Raw genomic sequence first — 18,027 nt, forward strand, 5'->3', positions numbered from 1 at the left:
GTTCATGCCATGGTAGCGCTGCGGATGTCGGAATGCGGTCGCCATGCCGGCCGCTCCGACGGCTTTCCCACGTGCCGCTCATCAGAATGGCTGTTTTGCTGCCGGAGCCCCCCCCGTGCCCGTTGCCCTGCCCCGCCGTTGGCACCTGCCGCTGCTGTGGTTGTTGATCGTGATGGCGCTGGCGGCCGGGCTTGGCATGCGCCAGCCGCAGCCACCGGACGAACCACGCTTCGTGCTGGCCGCACGTGCCATGGTGGAGAGCGGCGAGTGGCTGCTGCCACACCGGGGCAGCGAGCTGTACGCCGAGAAGCCCCCGGTGTTCATGTGGCTGCAGGCCGCTGCCCACCAGGTGGTCGGCAGCTGGCAGTGGTCGTTCCTGCTGCCGTCGCTGCTGGCTGCGCTGCTCAGCCTGTGGCTGGTGTCCGACCTGGCACGCCGGCTATGGTCGCCACGGCATTCGTTGTACGCGCTTGGCGCACTGTTCTGCACCCTGCAGTTCGGCCTGATGGCCAAGCGCGCGCAGATCGACATGGTGCTGGTGGGCATGACTACGCTGGCCCTGTGGGGCCTGCTGCGCCACCTCTGCGAGCGCCGCAACCTGCCGGCGCTGTGGCTGGCCGGCTTCGCCGCCGGCGTCGGCACGGTGACCAAGGGGGTGGGCTTCCTGCCCTTGCTGATGGTGCTGCCCTGGCTGGGCTGGCGGTTGTACCAGCGCCGTCGCGGCCAGCCGGTGGACGGCCCCCATCCCGCCAGCCTGCTGTGGCTGATTCCGGCCTTCCTGCTGGGTACGGCGGTGTGGCTGGCACCGCTGGGCTGGGCGCTGCTGCATGAACCCAGTGCATCGCTGCAGTCGTACGCCCACGAGCTGTTGTTCAAGCAGACCGGCACCCGCTATGCCAACGCCTGGCACCATCGCCAGCCGGTCTGGTACTACCTGCAGGTGATCGCCACGCTGTGGCTGCCGGGTGCGTTGCTGCTGCCGCTGATGGTCAAGCCGTGGTGGCGCCGGCTGCGTCGCGGCGACCAGCGCCAGTGGCTGCTGCTGGGCTGGGCCGCGCTGGTCCTGCTGTTCTTCACTGCCAGCCCCGGCAAGCGCGAGGTGTACGTGCTGCCGATGCTGCCAGCGATGGCACTGGCGGTGGCGCCGCTGTTGCCCGGCCTGCTGCGTCGCCTGTGCGTGCGTCGCTATCTGTTCGGCTACAGCCTGCTGCTGATGCTGGCCACCGGCGCGCTTGGCGTGATGATGCTGACCGACAGCCCCTGGGCGCAGGCGCAGCTGGCACGGCGGGCGATGCCCGACACCCTGCTGCCCGTGTTCGGCGATGGCCTGCTGACCTTCGCCATCGCCGTGGCGACGCTGGCGGTGTGGCTGCGGATACGACGCGCGGGCACGCTGGTACTGCTCACCCACGGCCTGCTGTGGATGCTGTACGGACTGGTGCTGATACCGGCGCTGGACCCCTACGCCTCGGCGTCGGCGGTGATGCGCCGGGTGGGCACACGGATCGGCCCCGATGCGGAGCTGGCGCTGGTGGCCTGGCGCGAACAGAACCTGCTGCAGGCCGACCGGCCGGTGCGCGAGTTCGGCTTCAAGCGGCCGTGGGCAGAGCAGTGGCACGACGCCGGTCCATGGTTGGCCGAGGCGCCGGACAAGCGCTGGTTGCTGGTGCTGGACAAGGCCATGAGCCCCTGTGTCGATCAGGCCCAGGTCATCGAGATCGGTGTTGCCAATCGCAATCGTTGGCAGTTGCTTCCGGGCACCGCCTGGGATGCGGCCTGCCATGCCGAGCGTGCCGGCGCCAACGACGAAGAAGACTGAATGGTGATTCGCGCCGGGCATGGATTAACCCGGCGCAAACGCGTGTACGACCCTTCTCCGACATGCCAGTGACGAGCATGGCCGCGGATTCCCGTAACGGCCCCTTCCCTGCATGCCCGCTCGCCCTCTTGTCCCGGCAGTCTCCTTTGCGCCCTCGCTGCTGGCGTCGCGTTTTGCCGTTACCCATCTTTGGCTGCCTTCTGTCATCGGCATTGCGGTGTTCACCGTGTTGATGGGCCTGGGTGGCGACCAGTGGCTGGCCGACCATCTGTTCCGGCTGGAAGGCGGCCGCTGGGCGCTGCAGGATGCATGGCTGACGCGTTCGGTGGTGCACAAGGCCGGCAAGTGGCTGAGCACCGCTGCGGCACTGGTGGCGATGCTGCTGTGCTTCCACCACTGGCGCCGCGGCCGCGATCGCACGCTGCGTTGGGCGCTGCTGTATGTGGTGGTGGCCGTGGCACTCGGCACCGGGCTGATCTCGCTGCTGAAGTCGCTGGTGCCGATGGACTGCCCGTGGGATCTGCTGCGCTATGGCGGACACGACCCGTTCGTCGGTCTTCTCAGCAGCCGCCCGACCGGCATGGCCGCCCGCGCCTGCTTCCCCGCCGGCCACGCAAGCGCGGGATACGCATGGATGTGCCTGTACTTCTTCGCGCTGCTGTGGCGCCCCGCCTGGCGTTGGGCCGGGCTGTGGATCGGCCTCGGCAGCGGCCTGGTGTTCGGCATCGGCCAACAGCTGCGCGGCGCCCACTTCCTTTCGCATGACGTTGCCACCGCCTTGGTCTGTTGGCTGCTGTCGCTGGGCCTGTACCTGATGGTCCGCCGCCAGTTGGATCGCTCGACCCGCCAGGAGGCGATTGCATGAACGCATCGGTCCAACGTTCCTTGCGGCTGCCGACACTGGCCAGCATCCGCGCATGGCGGCCACAGCTGTCCACCGAAGCGCTGATCGTGCTGACCAGCCTGTTCTTCGCTGTGGCCGGCAATGGCCTGTTCTGGCACAGCGCCATGGCCAGCCATCCGGGCAGCCTGCGCTATGCGCTTTCACTGCTGTTGCTGCTGCTGGGTGCACACGGTGTGCTGCTGGGCATCCTGGTGTGGCGCTGGAATGCCAAGGTGGTGATCAGCGTGCTGCTGCTGGTCACCGCGTTTGCCGCGCACTACATGAGCCGTTACCACATCTATCTGGATGCGGACATGCTGCGCAACGTGCTGGCTACCGACCCCAAGGAAAGCCGCGAACTGATGACGGTGTCGCTTCTGTGGCCGGTCCTGCTGCTGGCTGTGTTGCCGATGGTGGTGCTGTGGCGCGTTGACCTGCGCCGCCGCAGCTGGGGCCGCAGCCTGCTGTGGCGCATCGGCTTCCTGCTGGTCGCTGCGGCCACCGCACTCGGTGGCGCGCTGGTGTCCTTCCAGGATGTGTCGGCGCTGATGCGCAACCAGCGCGAAGTGCGCTACCTGGCCACGCCGGCCAATGTGCTGCTGGGGCTGCCGCGTGCCCTGCGCGGCGACAACCCGGTGCAACGCGCGCCGAAGCTGCCGATCGGTACCGATGCCAAGGCGACCCCGCGCGCAGCGACCAGCAAGCCACGCCTGCTGGTGATCGTGATGGGCGAAACGGTGCGTGCGCAGAACTGGGGCCTGAATGGTGGCCGCAATACCACGCCGGAGCTGGCGCAGGCGGCGGTGGTCAATTTCCCGGACATGCACTCCTGCGGTACCAGCACCGAGGTTTCGCTGCCCTGCCTGTTCTCGCCATGGGGACGCCACGAGTACGACGAGAAGAAGATCCGTGCGCACCAGTCGCTGCTGCATGTACTGAACCGCGCGGGCATCGCGCCGCTGTGGCGCGACAACCAGTCCGGCTGCAAGGGCGTATGCGAGGGCCTGGACTTCCAGTCGCTGTCGGACGCGACCACGCCGGGGCTGTGTGCCGATGGCCGTTGCATGGACGAGATCCTGCTGCAGGACCTGGCGACGCAGGTGCGTGCGCGCCCGGGTGATCGGGTGGTGGTGCTGCACCAGCTGGGCAACCATGGCCCGGCCTATTTCGAACGCTACCCGGCCGCCTTCCGTCGCTTCACCCCGACCTGTGACACCCAGGACATTGGTCGCTGCTCGCGCGAAGAGATCACCAACAGTTACGACAACGCCGTGCTGTACACCGATCATTTCCTGAGCAAGACCATCGGCACGCTGCAGGGCCTGCAGGACTACGACACGGCGATGATCTACCTGTCCGACCACGGTGAATCGCTGGGCGAAAAGGGCCTGTACCTGCACGGTGTGCCGTACGCGATCGCACCGGCCGAGCAGACCCGGGTGCCGATGACGATGTGGTTCTCGCCGGGTTTCGCCAGCAGCCGTGGACTGGACCTGCAGTGCGTGCGCAAGCGCTCGGCCAGCTACACCGACCACGACAACCTGTTCCCCTCGGTGCTGGGGCTGATGCAGGTGAAGACCTCGCTGTACGAGCGGGATCGCGACCTGTTCGCCGGCTGCGAGAGTTAGGGTTGTTCGGCAGGGCTTGCAGCCCTGCACCTGCTGCAAGCAACAGCAACAGCCGAAGCAAACGCAGAAGCGGGTTTCCTGAGGGATGGCGGGGTGGGTCCGGTGGCGGGAGACGCCGTAAACCCGTCCATGGGGGCTTGGCCGCGGCATCCATGCCGCGGACACTCCCGCCACCGGACCCACCCCGCCTTCGACAGATTTCCGCTGCTGTTGGTGGGTGCCGACCGTTGGTCGGCACGGGGTCGGATCCGAATTTGAGTCTCGATTTCTGACAGATCTCACCCACGCATGGCGTGGATCTACTGCCATCACCGAATTGCGTCTGGGGCAGAGCCCCCTGAGTCAGGGGGCGGCCGCGAAGCGGCGGGGGTCTGGGAGCTGGTAAGTGGGGCCCACGTTTCGCGCAGCGAAGCGTGGGAGCGACAGCGCGCATGCGATGTCGCGGTCCCCGGGCGCCGCCCGGCCGACTTCCGCCACTTGCGGTGGCAACGCCTGCCCACTAGCCTTCGGCGGTCGTTCACCACCCAAGGATCGCCCGTGAAACACCGTCATCTCCTGCTGGCCTCGGCAATCGCCGCCGCCACGCTGGCCCTGGCCGCCTGCAAGAAGGAAGCCGCCCCAGGCACCGAGACCGCCAGCAGCAGCGCAGCGGCCGGCGAAACCGCTGACCAGTTCGTGGCCCGCATCAATGCCGAATTCAAGGCGGCCTACCCGGAGATGACCTCGGCGCAGTGGCTGTCCTCCACCTACATCAACAGCGATTCAGAGCGCATCGCGGCCAAGGCCAACGAGCGTTCGCTGACCCAGCTCAACAGCTGGATCGAGCAGGCCGGCAAGTTCGATGGCAAGCCGATGAGCGAAGACAGCAAGCGCGCGATCCACCTGCTGAAGCTGATGTCGTCGATGCCGGCGCCGCGCGACCCGGCCAAGCTGGCCGAACTGACCCAGATCGCCACCCGCATGGAAGGCAGCTACGGCGCAGGCAAGTACTGCACCGACGCCAACGATCCCAACTCCTGCCGCCAGCTGGGCGAACTGGAGCAGGTGCTGGCGCGCAGCCGCGACTATGACCAGCAGCTCGATGCCTGGCAGGGCTGGCACAGCACCACCAGGAGCATGCGCGGTGATTACCAGAAGTTCGTCGGCCTGGTGAATGAAGGTGCCAAGGGCATGGGCTTCACCGATGCCGGGCAGATGTGGCGCAGTGGCTATGACATGCCGCCGGAGCAGATCGGACCGGAAACCGATCGCCTGTGGGAACAGGTCAAGCCGATGTACGAGCAGTTGCACTGCTACGCGCGCGGCAAGCTGGACAAGACCTATGGCAAGGACAAGGCCGAGGTGGGCAACGGCCTGATCGCCGCGCACCTGATGGGCAACATGTGGCAGCAGGACTGGTCCAACCTGTGGGACCAGCTGGAACCATACCCGGGCGCCGGCAGCCTGGACATCACTGCAGCGCTGGAAAAGCAGTACCAGACCAACCTGAGCGCGGCGCTGGCCAAGGCCGGCAAGGATGCGAACGTGGCCGCGCAGTACAAGGCGCAGCGCGAGGCCGAACTGCGCACCGCCAAGCAGATGACCGAGCGTGCACAGGACTTCTACGTATCGCTGGGCATGCCGTCGTTGCCGCAGTCGTACTGGGACAAGACCCAGTTCATCAAGCCCGATGACCGCGACGTGGTCTGCCACGCCAGTGCGTGGGACATGAACATGGAAGGCGATGTGCGCACCAAGATGTGCATCAAGCCCAACGAAGAGAACTTCACCACCATCTACCACGAGCTGGGCCACATCTATTACGACCTGGCCTACAACCCGCTGCCGCCGCTGTTCCAGGGCGGTGCCAACGATGGCTTCCATGAAGCGATCGGCGACACCATCGTGCTGGCGATGACGCCGAAGTACCTCAGCTCGATCGGGCTGGTCGACGCGCCGACCGAGAGCCGCGAAGCGGTCATCAACAACCAGATGCGCATGGCGCTGTCAGGTGTGTCGTTCCTGCCGTTCGGCCTGATGATCGACCGCTGGCGCTGGGGCGTGTTCGATGGTTCGATCACCCCGGACAACTACAACAAGGCATGGTGGGACCTGAAGGCCAAGTACCAGGGCGTGGCCCCGGCCAGCGCCCGTGGCGAGGAATTCTTCGATCCGGGTGCCAAGTACCACGTGCCGGGCAACACCCCGTATACCCGCTACTTCCTGGCGCGCATCCTGCAGTTCCAGTTCTACAAGGGCCTGTGCGATGCCGCCGGCTTCAAGGGCCCGCTGCACGAGTGCACCTTCTACGGCAACAAGGAAGCCGGCCAGAAGTACTGGGCGATGCTGAGCAAGGGTGCCAGCCAGCCGTGGCAGGCCACGCTGAAGGAACTGACCGGCTCGGACAAGCTCGATGCCGGCCCGATGATCGAGTACTTCAGCCCGGTCAATGCCTGGTTGAAGCAGCAGAACGAAGGCCAGATGTGCGGCTGGCAGGCCAACGCGGCACCGGCGGCGAAATGAAGAAAGGGCGGATCCGCGAGGATCCGCCCTTTTCCGTTTCGGTAGCGCCGGGCCATGCCCGGCGAGCGCAGCGGCGTAATGAAAAGCCGCCGGGCATGGCCCGGCGCTACCGCGATGACGATCAGTTGCTCTTCTTCGCCGCCAGCTGCGTGGCCAGCGCGGCCTTGAATTCCTCGAAGGTCTGCCCCTTCTCGTTGGCTTCGGCCTGCGCCGCATCGCGCAGCGCATCCGAATAGATCAGGCGCACCGGCGTGCCCTGCCGTTCGTGCAGTTCACCGGCCTGCATGATCAGCGCCAGTACCTGGGCCGCACTCTCGCTCTGGCCGGCGATGCGGCCATCCATGCCCAGCACCCATTCGCCATCGCGACGGACGATGCCGGCCAGCAGCGTGCGCTGCGTGTCGCGCAGCTCGGCGTGCGGCTCGACGGGCGAGGCGGTGGCAGCGGCCTTGTTGGCAGCCTGCTGTTCCTGGCGACGGCGCTGGTCGCGGCGGGATTTGGAAGAGGTCGACATCAGTGGGGCTTGCATTGCGGGGGCGCAAGGATAACCCACACCCCCTGCATGCCGGTTCACGCCGGTACGGTAGCGGCTCAGTCCAGTACCCGCCCCTGCCGCCAGTACCCCATGAAGGTGATCGCGCGGCGATCCAGGCCGCAGTCCTTCAGCAGATGCCCGCGGATCGCCATCACCGCGCCGGCCTCGCCCGCTACCCAGGCATACAGCGCGCCGTCCGCGCTGGCGTCAGCCTGCTCCCACAGGATCTGCGCATCAACGTCGATGTCGTCCAGCTCGGCAGCCTCGGCGACGGTCGCGGCCGCCGCCAGCCGCGCCTGTACTGCCTGCAGCAACCGCTGCCCATGCGCCTGCTGCCCGCGTGGCAACCACACCAGTTCGGCCGTGGCCGGTGCCTTCAACGGCACCGCATCACCGGCCTGGGCGATCTCCAGCAGGGCCAGCGTGCGCGGCGGATCGGCCAGCCCGGCCAGTTCCTCGAGGATGCCGGCCACCGCCGGCAATGCGGTCTCATCGGCCACCAGCAGCACCTGGCCTACCCCGGCTGGCGGCTTCCATTCCCAGCCCTCGCTGCTGTCCGCACAGTCGGCATCGGGGGCCAGCAGCACCACGCGGTCGCCCGGCCGTGCATGCGTGGCCCAGCGCGAGGCCGGTCCGGTCTGGCCATGCAGCACGAAGTCGACGTCGACCTCGCACTCGCCGGCACGCAGCTGGCGGAGGGTAAAGGTGCGCATCGGCGGCCGCGCCTCATCGGGCAGTGCCCGGTAACGGGCATACCAGTCTTCGCCGCTGGGCACGTCCGGCGCGTCCTGGCCGGGCAAGGGGAAAAACACCTTGATACGCTGGTCCGGGCCTTCGGTCTTCATGTGCGCCACGTCGGTGCCGGTGAACACCATGCGGTCCAGGGAAGGAGAAAGAACGCGGCGCTCCTTCAGCGCCACCTCGAACAGGCGGTAGGTCTGCTGCGCAGCCATGCGGGTACCTCATGCGACGATATCGGAATGGCTGGCTGTCGTGCACCCACGAACCGGCTCGCTGGAAACCCCAGCCTAATCCCTGCCCGCAGCCCCGCAACGGATCCGCGCGTGATGACGCGCCCTACCCCTGCATGACGCTCAATGCGCCGTGCTGGCTGCCTCTGATGCGCGTTCGCGCTGGTGCTCCCAGTACCAGAACACGAAGCCGGCCGCGAAGAAGCCCGCCTGTCCCAGTGCCAGGTGCAGCGGGTTGTTGTGCAGCAGCGGCGATACCACGCCGGCCACCACGGTGCTGATCATCAGCTGCACGAACGCCTGCAGCGACGACGCCAGGCCGCGCTGCAGCGGATACATGTCCAGCACCGCCAGCGCCAGGATCGGGAAGATCAGCGCCATGCCCATGCCGCCAAGGAAGATCGGCATCACCGCCCACGGCAGCGCGAACTGCGGCGCCAGGGTGACGTAGCCGATGTTCAACACGGCAGAGACCGCACACAGGGTGAAACCGAGCGCGACCTGCCGGGTCGGTGTGCTGTGCCCGGCCATGCGCCCGGACAGGAACGAACCGGTGGTCATGCCGCCGATGGTGGGAATGAACAACCACGCAAAGCCACCTTCACCCAGATGCAGGTGCTGCATCACGATGGCCGGCGCCGAGGAGATGTACAGGAAGATGCCGCCGAACCCGATGCTGCCGGCCAGGGCCAGGCGCAGGAACCGCGGGTTGAAGCCGATGCGCACGTAATCGCGCAGCAACGTGCGTGGCGACAGGGCGATCCGCGCCTCCACCGGATGGGTTTCCGGCAGGAAGCGCGCGGTGGCCGCCAGCAGCACCAGCGCGAATACCACCAGGAACCAGAAGATCAGCGGCCAGCCGGCACCGCTGAGCAGGATCCAGCCACCGATGATCGGCGCGATGGCCGGGGCGATACCGAACAGCATCGACACCTGGCTCATCAGCCGCTGCGCGTCGTGGCCGTGGTACAGATCGCGGATCACCGCGCGGCCGACGATCATGCCCACGCCGGCGGACAGGCCCTGCAGTGCGCGGAACGCCAGCAGCGTGGTCAGGTCGGTAGACAACGCACAGCCCACCGAGGCGCCGACGAAGATCACCAGGCCGCCGAGGATCACCCGCTTGCGCCCCCACGCATCGGACAGCGGGCCATGGGCCAGGCTCATCAGGCCGTAGAACAGCAGGTAGACGCTGATGGTCTGCTGCACCGCCACCTCGTCCACCGCCAGGCGTTGGGCCAGCTGCGGAAACGCGGGAAAGATGGTGTCGATCGAGAACGGACCGAACATGGCCAGGCCAGCGAGCAACAGGGCCATGCGGCGGGTGGAAGGAGCAACGGCGGCGGTCATCGGGCAAGCGTCCGGCAGGGCCATGCATGACACGCACGGCGGGCGCCGATCCCCTGCAGCAGGGACGGCGCCAGATGAATACGAGAATCCCACCATCATAGGTGGGGAATGCGCGCGATGCCATGCACGTATGCACAGAACGCACGCCCGGGCCATCGGCCATTCAGCCCTGTGAGGCCAGCCCGGGCCACCGTCAGGCGCCGGCAACGAGCTATAATCGGCGGGCAACACGGTGGGAGAAGCAGGTCACCGCTGCCGAAGGCGCAACGCCCGTAATCGCTCAGGCCCGATACCACCCGTAACAGAACTCTGGAGAGACCGGTTCGATCCGGCGCCGAAGGGGCACGAAGCTGCGGTTTTCCGCGCTTTTAAACTCTCAGGCAAAAGGACAGAGGGGCGCCCGCAGACCGCCGACCGGCGGCTTGTGCCCGTGCGTGTGCCCTTTCCTGACGGATCCTTCGCCATGTCCCAGAACACCCCTTCCCTGCGTGAGCTCGAGCACCATTCGGCGTTCGTCGAGCGCCACATCGGCCCCAACGATGCCGAGATCGCGCAGATGCTCGGCGTCATCGGCCACGCATCGCTGGATGCGATGACCGATGCCATCGTGCCGGCCAAGATCAAGTCGCCGGCACCGCTGGCGCTGCCGGAGTCGATCACCGAAGTGCAGGCGCTGGCGAAGATCCGCGCGATCGCCGACAAGAACACCGTGCTGCGCAGCTTCATCGGCCAGGGCTACTACGGTACCCACACGCCGAACGTGATCCTGCGCAACATCCTGGAAAACCCGGCCTGGTACACCGCCTACACCCCGTACCAGGCGGAAATCTCGCAGGGCCGCATGGAAGCGCTGATCAACTTCCAGACCCTGTGCGCCGACCTGACCGGCATGGAAATCGCCAACGCCTCGCTGCTGGACGAAGCCACGGCCGCCGCTGAAGCGATGACCCTGGCCAAGCGCTCGGCCAAGTCGAAGTCGGACACCTTCTTCGTGCACGACGCCGTGCACCCGCAGACGCTGGAACTGCTGCGCACCCGCGCCGAGCCCATGGGCATCGTGCTGCGCGTGGGCACCCCGGCCGAAGCGCTGGAAGCGGAAGCCTTCGGCCTGCTGCTGCAGTACCCGGACACCTTCGGCCAGGTGGGCGACTACAAGGCGCTGGTCGATGCCGTGCACGCGCGCGGCGGCCTGGTGGCCGTGGCCACCGACCTGCTGGCACTGACCCTGCTGGCCGCCCCGGGCGAATGGGGTGCGGACATCGTGGTCGGCAACAGCCAGCGTTTCGGCGTGCCGTTCGGCTTCGGTGGCCCGCATGCTGCGTTCATGGCCTGCCGTGACGCCTACAAGCGTTCGATGCCGGGCCGCCTGATCGGCGTCTCGATCGACGCACAGGGCAACCCGGCCTACCGCCTGACCCTGCAGACCCGCGAACAGCACATCCGCCGCGAGAAGGCCACCTCCAACATCTGCACCGCACAGGTGCTGCTGGCGGTGATGGCCTCGATGTATGCCGTCTACCACGGTCCGGAAGGCCTGACCCGCATCGCCCGCCGCACCCATCGCCTGGCCGCCATCCTGGCCAGCGCGCTGCGCACTGCCGGTGTGCAGGTCGGTGCCGACTTCTTCGACACGCTGCACGTCACCGGTGTCGACGCCGACGCGATCCATGCCAAGGCCCGTGCCGCCGGCTACAACCTGCGTGCGATCGACAGCAGTTCGGTCGGCATCAGCCTGGACGAGACCGCCACCCGCGCCGACATCGTCGCCGTAGGCGCGCTGTTCGGTGCCACCGTTGATGTGGACGCGCTCGATGCCAGCACCGCCGATGCGCTGCCGGCCGGCCTGCTGCGCCAGTCCGCGTTCCTGACCCACCCGGTGTTCAACACCCACCACAGCGAGCACGAACTGCTGCGCTACCTGCGTTCGCTGGCCGACAAGGACCTGGCGATGGACCGCACGATGATCCCGCTGGGCTCGTGCACCATGAAGCTCAACGCCACCGCCGAAATGATCCCGGTGACCTGGCCGGAGTTCTCGCAGATCCACCCGCTGGTGCCGGCCGAGCAGGCGCTGGGCTACAAGGAACTGATCGATTCGCTGGAAGCGATGCTGGTCGAGTGCACCGGCTACGACGCCGTCAGCCTGCAGCCGAACTCCGGTGCGCAGGGCGAGTACGCCGGCCTGCTGGCGATCCGCGCCTACCACCGCTCGCGTGGCGAAGATCACCGTGACATCTGCCTGATCCCGGATTCGGCGCATGGCACCAACCCGGCCTCGGCGCAGATGTGCGGCATGAAGGTCGTGGTCACCAAGACCGATGCCAACGGCAACGTCGACGTTGAAGACATCCGCCTCAATGCCGAGAAGTACAGCGACCGCCTGGCCGCGATCATGATGACCTACCCGTCCACGCACGGCGTGTTCGAGGAAGAGGTGGTGGAGATCTGCGAGATCATCCACAAGCATGGCGGCCAGGTGTACACCGACGGTGCCAACATGAACGCCCTGGTCGGCGTGGCCAAGCCCGGCAAGTGGGGTTCGGACGTTTCGCACCTGAACCTGCACAAGACCTTCTGCATCCCGCACGGCGGCGGCGGCCCGGGCGTTGGCCCGTGTGCGGTCAAGTCGCACCTTGCCCCGTTCCTGCCGGGCAAGCTGGGTGACAACGGTCCGGTCGGCATGGTCAGCGCCGCCAGCTTCGGCAGCGCCTCGATCCTGCCGATCAGCTGGATGTACATCGCGATGATGGGCACCGAAGGCCTGCGCAAGGCCACCCAGGTTGCCCAGCTCAACGCCAACTACATCGCCAAGCGCCTGGCCCCGCACTTCAAGACCCTGTACACCGGTCGCAACGGCCTGGTCGCGCACGAGTGCATCCTGGACGTGCGTCCGCTGGAGAAGACCAGCGGCATCGGTGCCGAAGACGTGGCCAAGCGCCTGATCGACTTCGGCTTCCATGCCCCCACCCTGAGCTTCCCGGTGGCCGGCACGCTGATGGTCGAACCGACCGAAAGCGAATCGCTGCACGAGCTGGACCGCTTCATCGACGCGATGATCCAGATCCGCGAAGAGATCACCGCGATCGAAGACGGCCGCCTGGACCGCGAGGACAACCCGCTGAAGAACGCCCCGCACACGGCCACGGCCGTGACCGCCAGCGAGTGGACCCACGCCTACCCGCGCGAGCTGGCCGCCTTCCCGCTGCCGAGCCTGAAGCTGCAGAAGTACTGGCCGCCGGTAGCCCGCGTCGACAACGTGTACGGCGACAAGAACGTGATGTGTGCCTGCATCCCGGTCGATGCCTACAAGGATGATGAAGTCGAGGCGTAAGCCATCGCGACATCGGAAATGAGAACGGCCCGCGCAAGCGGGCCGTTTTTGTTTTCCGGTAGCGCCGGGCCATGCCCGGCGAGCGCAGCGGCAGGACGCGTCACGGGTCGGGCATCTGCCCCAGGCTCAACTGCCACGACACGCCGAAGCGGTCCTGCACCCAGCCGTAGCGGCTGCTGAAATCCTGCTCGCCCACCGGCATCAGCCAGTGCCCGCCGTCACCCAGCACGCGCGCGGCACGCTCGAATGATTCGGCGCCGGAACACTCGACGAACAGCGACATCGAGGGCGTGAAGGTGAAGTCGTGCACATCCAGGCTGTCAAAGCACAGGTAGTGGGTGCCGCCGAGCAGGAAAATGGCCTGGCGGACCTGCCCGGGCACGCCCGCGCCCGCCCCGTCCGGGTGGCGCTGCAGGGCCAGCAGGCGGAATTCGGCGAAGGCTTCGGCGTACAGGGCCAGCGCCGCTTCGGCCTGGCCGGTGAACATCAGGAAGGGACGGCTGCGCAGCATGCGGTGCTCCCGTTCGTCGGGCCGGTGATGGCCCACCCGATCAGGATGGCACGCGGAATGTGGGCGCGGCGTATCGGTAGCGCCGGGCCATGCCCGGCGGCCCCATCACGCCTCGCGCATGCGCCGGGCGATGGCGCTGCTGGCCGCGATGGTCGCCGTCAGCGCCACCATCGACAGGAACTGCAGGCGCGTATGCGCTTCACTCAGCAGCAGGCCGAAGATCAGCGCCAGGATCGCCAGCGCACAGACGGTCAGCCACGGGAAGCCCGCCATGCGGAACGGCAGGCGCGTGCCCAGGCGGTCGGCGCGACGGCGCAGCACCAGCTGCGAGACCAGCGACAACGTCCACACCAGCAGGCAGGTGGAGCCGACGATGTTCAGCAGCACCGGCAACACCTTGTCCGGGAACAGCAGTTCCATGATGGTGGCAGCAAAGCCGAACAGGACGCTGGCCAGCACCGCGATCACCGGCACCTGGCGCGGATCGGTCCAGCCCAGCACGGCCGGTGCTTCGCGGCGTTGCGCCAGCGAATACATCATGCGCGAGGCGCCGTAGAGGTTGGCATTGAGCGCTGACAGCAGGGCGATCACCGCGATCAGGGTGATGGCGGTGGCCGCGCCCGGAATATTGGCGACATCGAGAACCGCGGCAAACGGCGACTTCAGCGCTTCGCTGGTCCACGGCACCACAGCGATGATCACGCTCAGCGAACCGATGTAGAACACCAGGATGCGCCAGGCCACGGTGCGGATGGCACGGGCGATGCTGCGCTCGGGGTCTTCGGTCTCCGCCGCAGCGACGGCCACGATTTCGGTGCCACCGAAGGCGAACACCACCACCAGCAGCGCCGCGCCGATGCCGGCCAAGCCCTTCGGTGCGAAGCCACCGTGCTCGGTGAAGTTGCTCAGGCCCGGCGAGGCCACCTGCGGCAGCCAGCCCATCAGCAGCGCCACGCCCACGGCGATGAAGGCCAGGATCGCCGCCACCTTGAGGATGGCGAACCAGAATTCGAACTCGCCGAAGTTCTTCACCCCGAGCAGGTTGATCGCGGTGAAGAACAGCATGAAGGCCAATGCCGCCATCGGTACCGGCACCACCGGCCAGACCGTGGCCAGCAATCCGGCCGCACCCACTGCCTCGGCGGCGATCACGATGACCAGCTGCACCCACCACAGCCAGCCCACGGTGGCACCGGCGGTGGCGCCCATGGCATCGGCCGCATACACCGAGAACGCACCGCTGGTCGGCTTGGCCGCGGCCATTTCGCCCAGCGCGTTCATCACGATGATCACCAGCGCACCGGCCACCAGATAGGACACCAGCACCGCCGGGCCGGCCGCCTGCACGCCCACGCCGGAGCCGAGGAACAGGCCGGCGCCGATGGCGCTGCCCAGCCCCATCATGATCAGCTGGCGTGGCTTGAGCGAATGGCCGAGGCGGGAGGACGAAGCGGTCGTATCGGGGGTGGCGGGCATCGGCAGGGCTGGCGGCGGCTACAAGGGCGACACCTTACCGTGTCCAGCCGCCGCGGGGATAGGCACAGCGCAGCAGGAAACTCAGGCCGGTACCGGCTCGCCGACATTGCCGCCGATACGGGCGCGGTAGGCGCGCGGGGAGAAACCGGTTTCAGCCTTGAACTTGCGGGTGAACGCGCTCTGGTCGCTGAAACCGCAGGCCTGGCCGATGCAGGCAATGCTCTCGTTGCCATGCAGCAGGTGCATGGCCATCTGGATCCGCAGCCGGGTCAGCACCTGCTGCGGCGTCATCTGGAACACCTTGCGGAAGCTGCGCTCCAGCTTGGACAACGAGAACCCGGTGATGTCCAGCAGCGTCTGCATCCGCACGTTCTCGGCATAGTGCGTATTGAGGTGGGCCAAGGCCAGACGAAGCTGCTCGTACTGGGTCCCCAGGCTGTCCTTCTGGCCGAGGTCGCGGGAAATGCCGATCAGCCCCTCGACCTGCCCGTCCACCAGCAGCGGGCGTTTGCAGGTCAGGCACCAGCCCGGTTCGCGGTTGGCGAACAGGTGCAGCTCCATGAGGTTCTCGATCACCTCGCCGGACAGCACGCGTGCGTCCTGGTCGACATAGTCCGCACTCAGGCCGGTGGGGTAGATCTCGGCCGCGGTGCGTCCGATCACGTCCTTGCGCGCACGCAGGCCCAGCCGTCGCAGCATGGTCTGGTTGACGTAGGTGTAGCGGCCCTGGCGGTCCTTCATGAAGAACAGCACGTCCGGAATGGCGTCGAACAGGGCTTCGATGTCGGCGGGTTCGACTCGCATGCGGCAAGCATACCCGAGCCGCCGATTTGTCTGCGCGTTCACTCCCACGGGACCGTGCATTAACGCCGGCGGCGCCACTGTCTGGAGTCTGCCCCCCTACCCGCTCCAGGAGATCCTCCATGGCCGCCAGCAAGCCGACCGGCAAGCGCGCTCCCGCCACCACCTCCGCCGACCGTGACAGCCGCGGCCAGGGCGATGAACTGCATCAGCTCGCAGGAGGCGCCCATCCGGTACTGACCAGCAACCAGGGCATTCCGGTTGCAGACAACCAGAACTCCCTGCGCCAGGGACCGCGTGGACCCACCCTGCTGGAAGACTTCCTGCTGCGCGAGAAGATCACCCACTTCGACCACGAGCGTATTCCCGAGCGCATCGTCCACGCGCGCGGTTCGGCCGCCCACGGCTTCTTCGAACTGACCCGCTCGCTGGGCAAGGTGACCCGGGCGAAGATCCTCACCGAGGTCGGGGTGAAGACGCCGGTGTTCACCCGCTTCTCCACCGTTGCCGGCGGCGCCGGCTCGGTCGACACCCCGCGCGACGTGCGCGGCTTCGCGGTGAAGTTCTACACCAGGGAAGGCAACTGGGACCTGGTCGGCAACAACATTCCGGTGTTCTTCATCCAGGACGCGATCAAGTTCCCCGACCTGATCCATGCGGTGAAGATGGAACCGGACCGCGCCTTCCCGCAGGCGGCCAGCGCACACGACACGTTCTGGGATTTCGTCTCGCTGATGCCCGAATCGATGCACATGATCATGTGGGCGATGAGCGATCGCACGATTCCGCGCTCGCTGCGCACCATCGAAGGCTTCGGCATCCACAGCTTCCGCCTGCTGGATGAGGAAGGGAACTCCACCTTCGTCAAGTTCCACTGGCGGCCGAAGCTGGGGCTGCAGTCCACCGTTTGGGACGAGGCGCTGAAGCTGCAGGCCGCCGACAACGATTTCCACCGCCGCGACCTGTTCGAGGCGATCCAGCGCGGCGACTTCCCCGAGTGGGAGCTGGCCGTGCAGCTGTTTACCGAAGAACAGGCCGATGGATTCCCGTTCGACCACCTGGACCCGACCAAGATCATCCCCGAGTCGCTGGTGCCGCTGCAGGTGATCGGGCGCATGGTGCTGGACCGCTGGCCGGACAATTTCTTCGCCGAGACCGAGCAGGTCGCCTTCTGCCCGGCCAACGTGCCGCCGGGCATCGATTTCAGCAATGACCCGCTGCTGCAGGGGCGGCTGTTCTCCTATCTGGATACCCAGCTGATCCGCCTGGGCGGGCCGAACTTCAACCAGATTCCGATCAACGCACCGAAGTGCCCGTTCGCCAACCATCAGCGCGATGGCCATATGCAGATGCAGGTGCCGAAGGGGCGCGTGGCCTACGACCCCAGTTCGCTGCAGGAAGACAGCCCGCGCGAGACGCCCACCGGTTTCCGCAGCCACGCCAGCGCCGATGATGGGCGCAAGGGCCGCACCCGCGCGGAGAGCTTTGCCGACCACTACAGCCAGGCGCGGATGTTCTTCCGCAGCCTGGAAAAACCGGAACAGGCGCACCTGGCCTCGGCGCTGGTGTTCGAGCTGTCGAAGGTGGAAACCGAGAAGGTGCGCGTGCGCACCGTCAGCCATCTGCGCAACATCGACGAAGGACTGGCCAAGCGCGTGGCCGACGGGCTGGCACTGGGCACCCTACCCGCCCCGGCACCGACGGCAACCCCTGCACAGGACCTGCCCGCCGCACCCGAGGTCCGCGTGATCGGCCGCAACAAGCCCCTGCTGCAGGGGCGCTGCATCGGCATCCTGTTCGACGAGGGCTCCGATGCACGGGTGATCGCCACTCTGCGCAAGTCCGCCGAAAAGGCCGGCGCCAGCGTCAAGCTGGTCGCGCCGAAAATTGGCGGTGCCACGCTCAGCGACGGCAAAACGCAGGCCGCCGATGGACAGCTGGCCGGTACCCCGTCGGTGGTGTTCGACGCAGTGGCGGTCGTGCTGAGTGCCGACGCCGGCAAGGCCTTGGCCAAGGAAGCGGCAGCCGTGGGCTTTGTCAGCGATGCCTGGGCGCACCTGAAAGCCATCGCGAGTGACGAAGGCGCACAGGCCCTGCTGAAGGCAGCGCGCGTCGGCAACGATGCCGGCACCGTGGAGGCCGAAGACAGCAAGGCCTTCCTCGCCGCTGCCGCCACCCGTCAGTGGGCACGCGAGCCGAAGCTGCGCCTGCTGGCCTGAC

General features: G+C 67.2%; 12 protein-coding genes and 1 riboswitch. Of the genes, 6 read left to right on the top strand and 6 right to left on the bottom strand.

Features of this window, described 5'->3' with window-relative positions; translation table 11 throughout:
- Positions 1–115 precede the first annotated feature (115 nt).
- From CR918_RS13650 to CR918_RS13670, 4 genes are all read left to right on the top strand, one after another.
- On the top strand, positions 116–1,819 hold the full coding sequence (locus CR918_RS13650; protein ID WP_099843285.1) for an ArnT family glycosyltransferase: 1,704 nt from the start codon (positions 116–118) through the stop codon (positions 1,817–1,819).
- Positions 1,820–1,931: 112 nt separating this feature from the next.
- Positions 1,932–2,684 carry a phosphatase PAP2 family protein gene (locus CR918_RS13655; protein WP_099843287.1) on the top strand — a complete coding sequence of 251 codons (753 nt, stop codon included), beginning with the start codon at positions 1,932–1,934 and terminating at the stop codon, positions 2,682–2,684.
- A complete protein-coding gene (locus tag CR918_RS13660; RefSeq protein WP_099843289.1) occupies positions 2,681–4,330 on the top strand; it encodes a phosphoethanolamine transferase in 1,650 nt (549 codons plus the stop codon). The genes CR918_RS13655 and CR918_RS13660 overlap by 4 nt, the downstream gene beginning before the upstream one ends.
- Before the next feature lie 537 nt (positions 4,331–4,867).
- Complete coding sequence (locus CR918_RS13670) at positions 4,868–6,832, top strand: M2 family metallopeptidase (RefSeq protein ID WP_099843291.1); 1,965 nt, start codon at positions 4,868–4,870, stop codon at positions 6,830–6,832.
- A 121-nt stretch (positions 6,833–6,953) separates the two neighbouring features.
- On the opposite strand, the gene CR918_RS13675 is transcribed toward CR918_RS13670, so the two are convergent.
- The 3 genes from CR918_RS13675 to CR918_RS13685 form a co-directional block, all read right to left on the bottom strand.
- Positions 6,954–7,346, bottom strand: a complete 393-nt coding sequence (locus CR918_RS13675) for a hypothetical protein (protein WP_099843293.1) — start codon at positions 7,344–7,346, stop codon at positions 6,954–6,956.
- 77 nt (positions 7,347–7,423) lie between these two features.
- Positions 7,424–8,320 (bottom strand): siderophore-interacting protein, encoded by an 897-nt coding sequence (locus tag CR918_RS13680; RefSeq protein WP_099843295.1) that lies wholly within the window; start codon positions 8,318–8,320, stop codon positions 7,424–7,426.
- 141 nt (positions 8,321–8,461) lie between these two features.
- Complete coding sequence (locus CR918_RS13685; RefSeq protein WP_025877069.1) at positions 8,462–9,688, bottom strand: multidrug effflux MFS transporter; 1,227 nt, start codon at positions 9,686–9,688, stop codon at positions 8,462–8,464.
- 299 nt (positions 9,689–9,987) lie between these two features.
- Positions 9,988–10,090, top strand: a riboswitch (glycine riboswitch).
- A 61-nt stretch (positions 10,091–10,151) separates the two neighbouring features.
- On the opposite strand from CR918_RS13685, the gene gcvP reads away from it, so the two are divergent.
- Positions 10,152–13,019 (top strand): aminomethyl-transferring glycine dehydrogenase, encoded by a 2,868-nt coding sequence (gene gcvP / locus CR918_RS13690; protein WP_025877067.1) that lies wholly within the window; start codon positions 10,152–10,154, stop codon positions 13,017–13,019.
- Between the two features lie 100 nt (positions 13,020–13,119).
- Here gcvP and CR918_RS13695 read toward each other — a convergent pair whose 3' ends face one another.
- The 3 genes from CR918_RS13695 to CR918_RS13705 form a co-directional block, all read right to left on the bottom strand.
- Positions 13,120–13,530 (bottom strand): VOC family protein, encoded by a 411-nt coding sequence (locus CR918_RS13695; protein ID WP_025877065.1) that lies wholly within the window; start codon positions 13,528–13,530, stop codon positions 13,120–13,122.
- A gap of 105 nt (positions 13,531–13,635) precedes the next feature.
- Positions 13,636–15,006, bottom strand: coding sequence for an amino acid permease (locus CR918_RS13700; RefSeq protein WP_099843297.1), 1,371 nt, complete (start codon positions 15,004–15,006; stop codon positions 13,636–13,638).
- An 81-nt stretch (positions 15,007–15,087) separates the two neighbouring features.
- Positions 15,088–15,810 carry an AraC family transcriptional regulator gene (locus tag CR918_RS13705; protein ID WP_025877061.1) on the bottom strand — a complete coding sequence of 241 codons (723 nt, stop codon included), beginning with the start codon at positions 15,808–15,810 and terminating at the stop codon, positions 15,088–15,090.
- Between the two features lie 119 nt (positions 15,811–15,929).
- Here CR918_RS13705 and CR918_RS13710 point away from each other — a divergent pair, with 119 nt between their 5' ends.
- Positions 15,930–18,026 carry a catalase gene (locus CR918_RS13710; RefSeq protein WP_099843299.1) on the top strand — a complete coding sequence of 699 codons (2,097 nt, stop codon included), beginning with the start codon at positions 15,930–15,932 and terminating at the stop codon, positions 18,024–18,026.
- Position 18,027: the final 1 nt, after the last annotated feature.

The sequence above is a fragment of the Stenotrophomonas indicatrix genome, from assembly GCF_002750975.1.
Taxonomy (GTDB): domain Bacteria; phylum Pseudomonadota; class Gammaproteobacteria; order Xanthomonadales; family Xanthomonadaceae; genus Stenotrophomonas; species Stenotrophomonas indicatrix.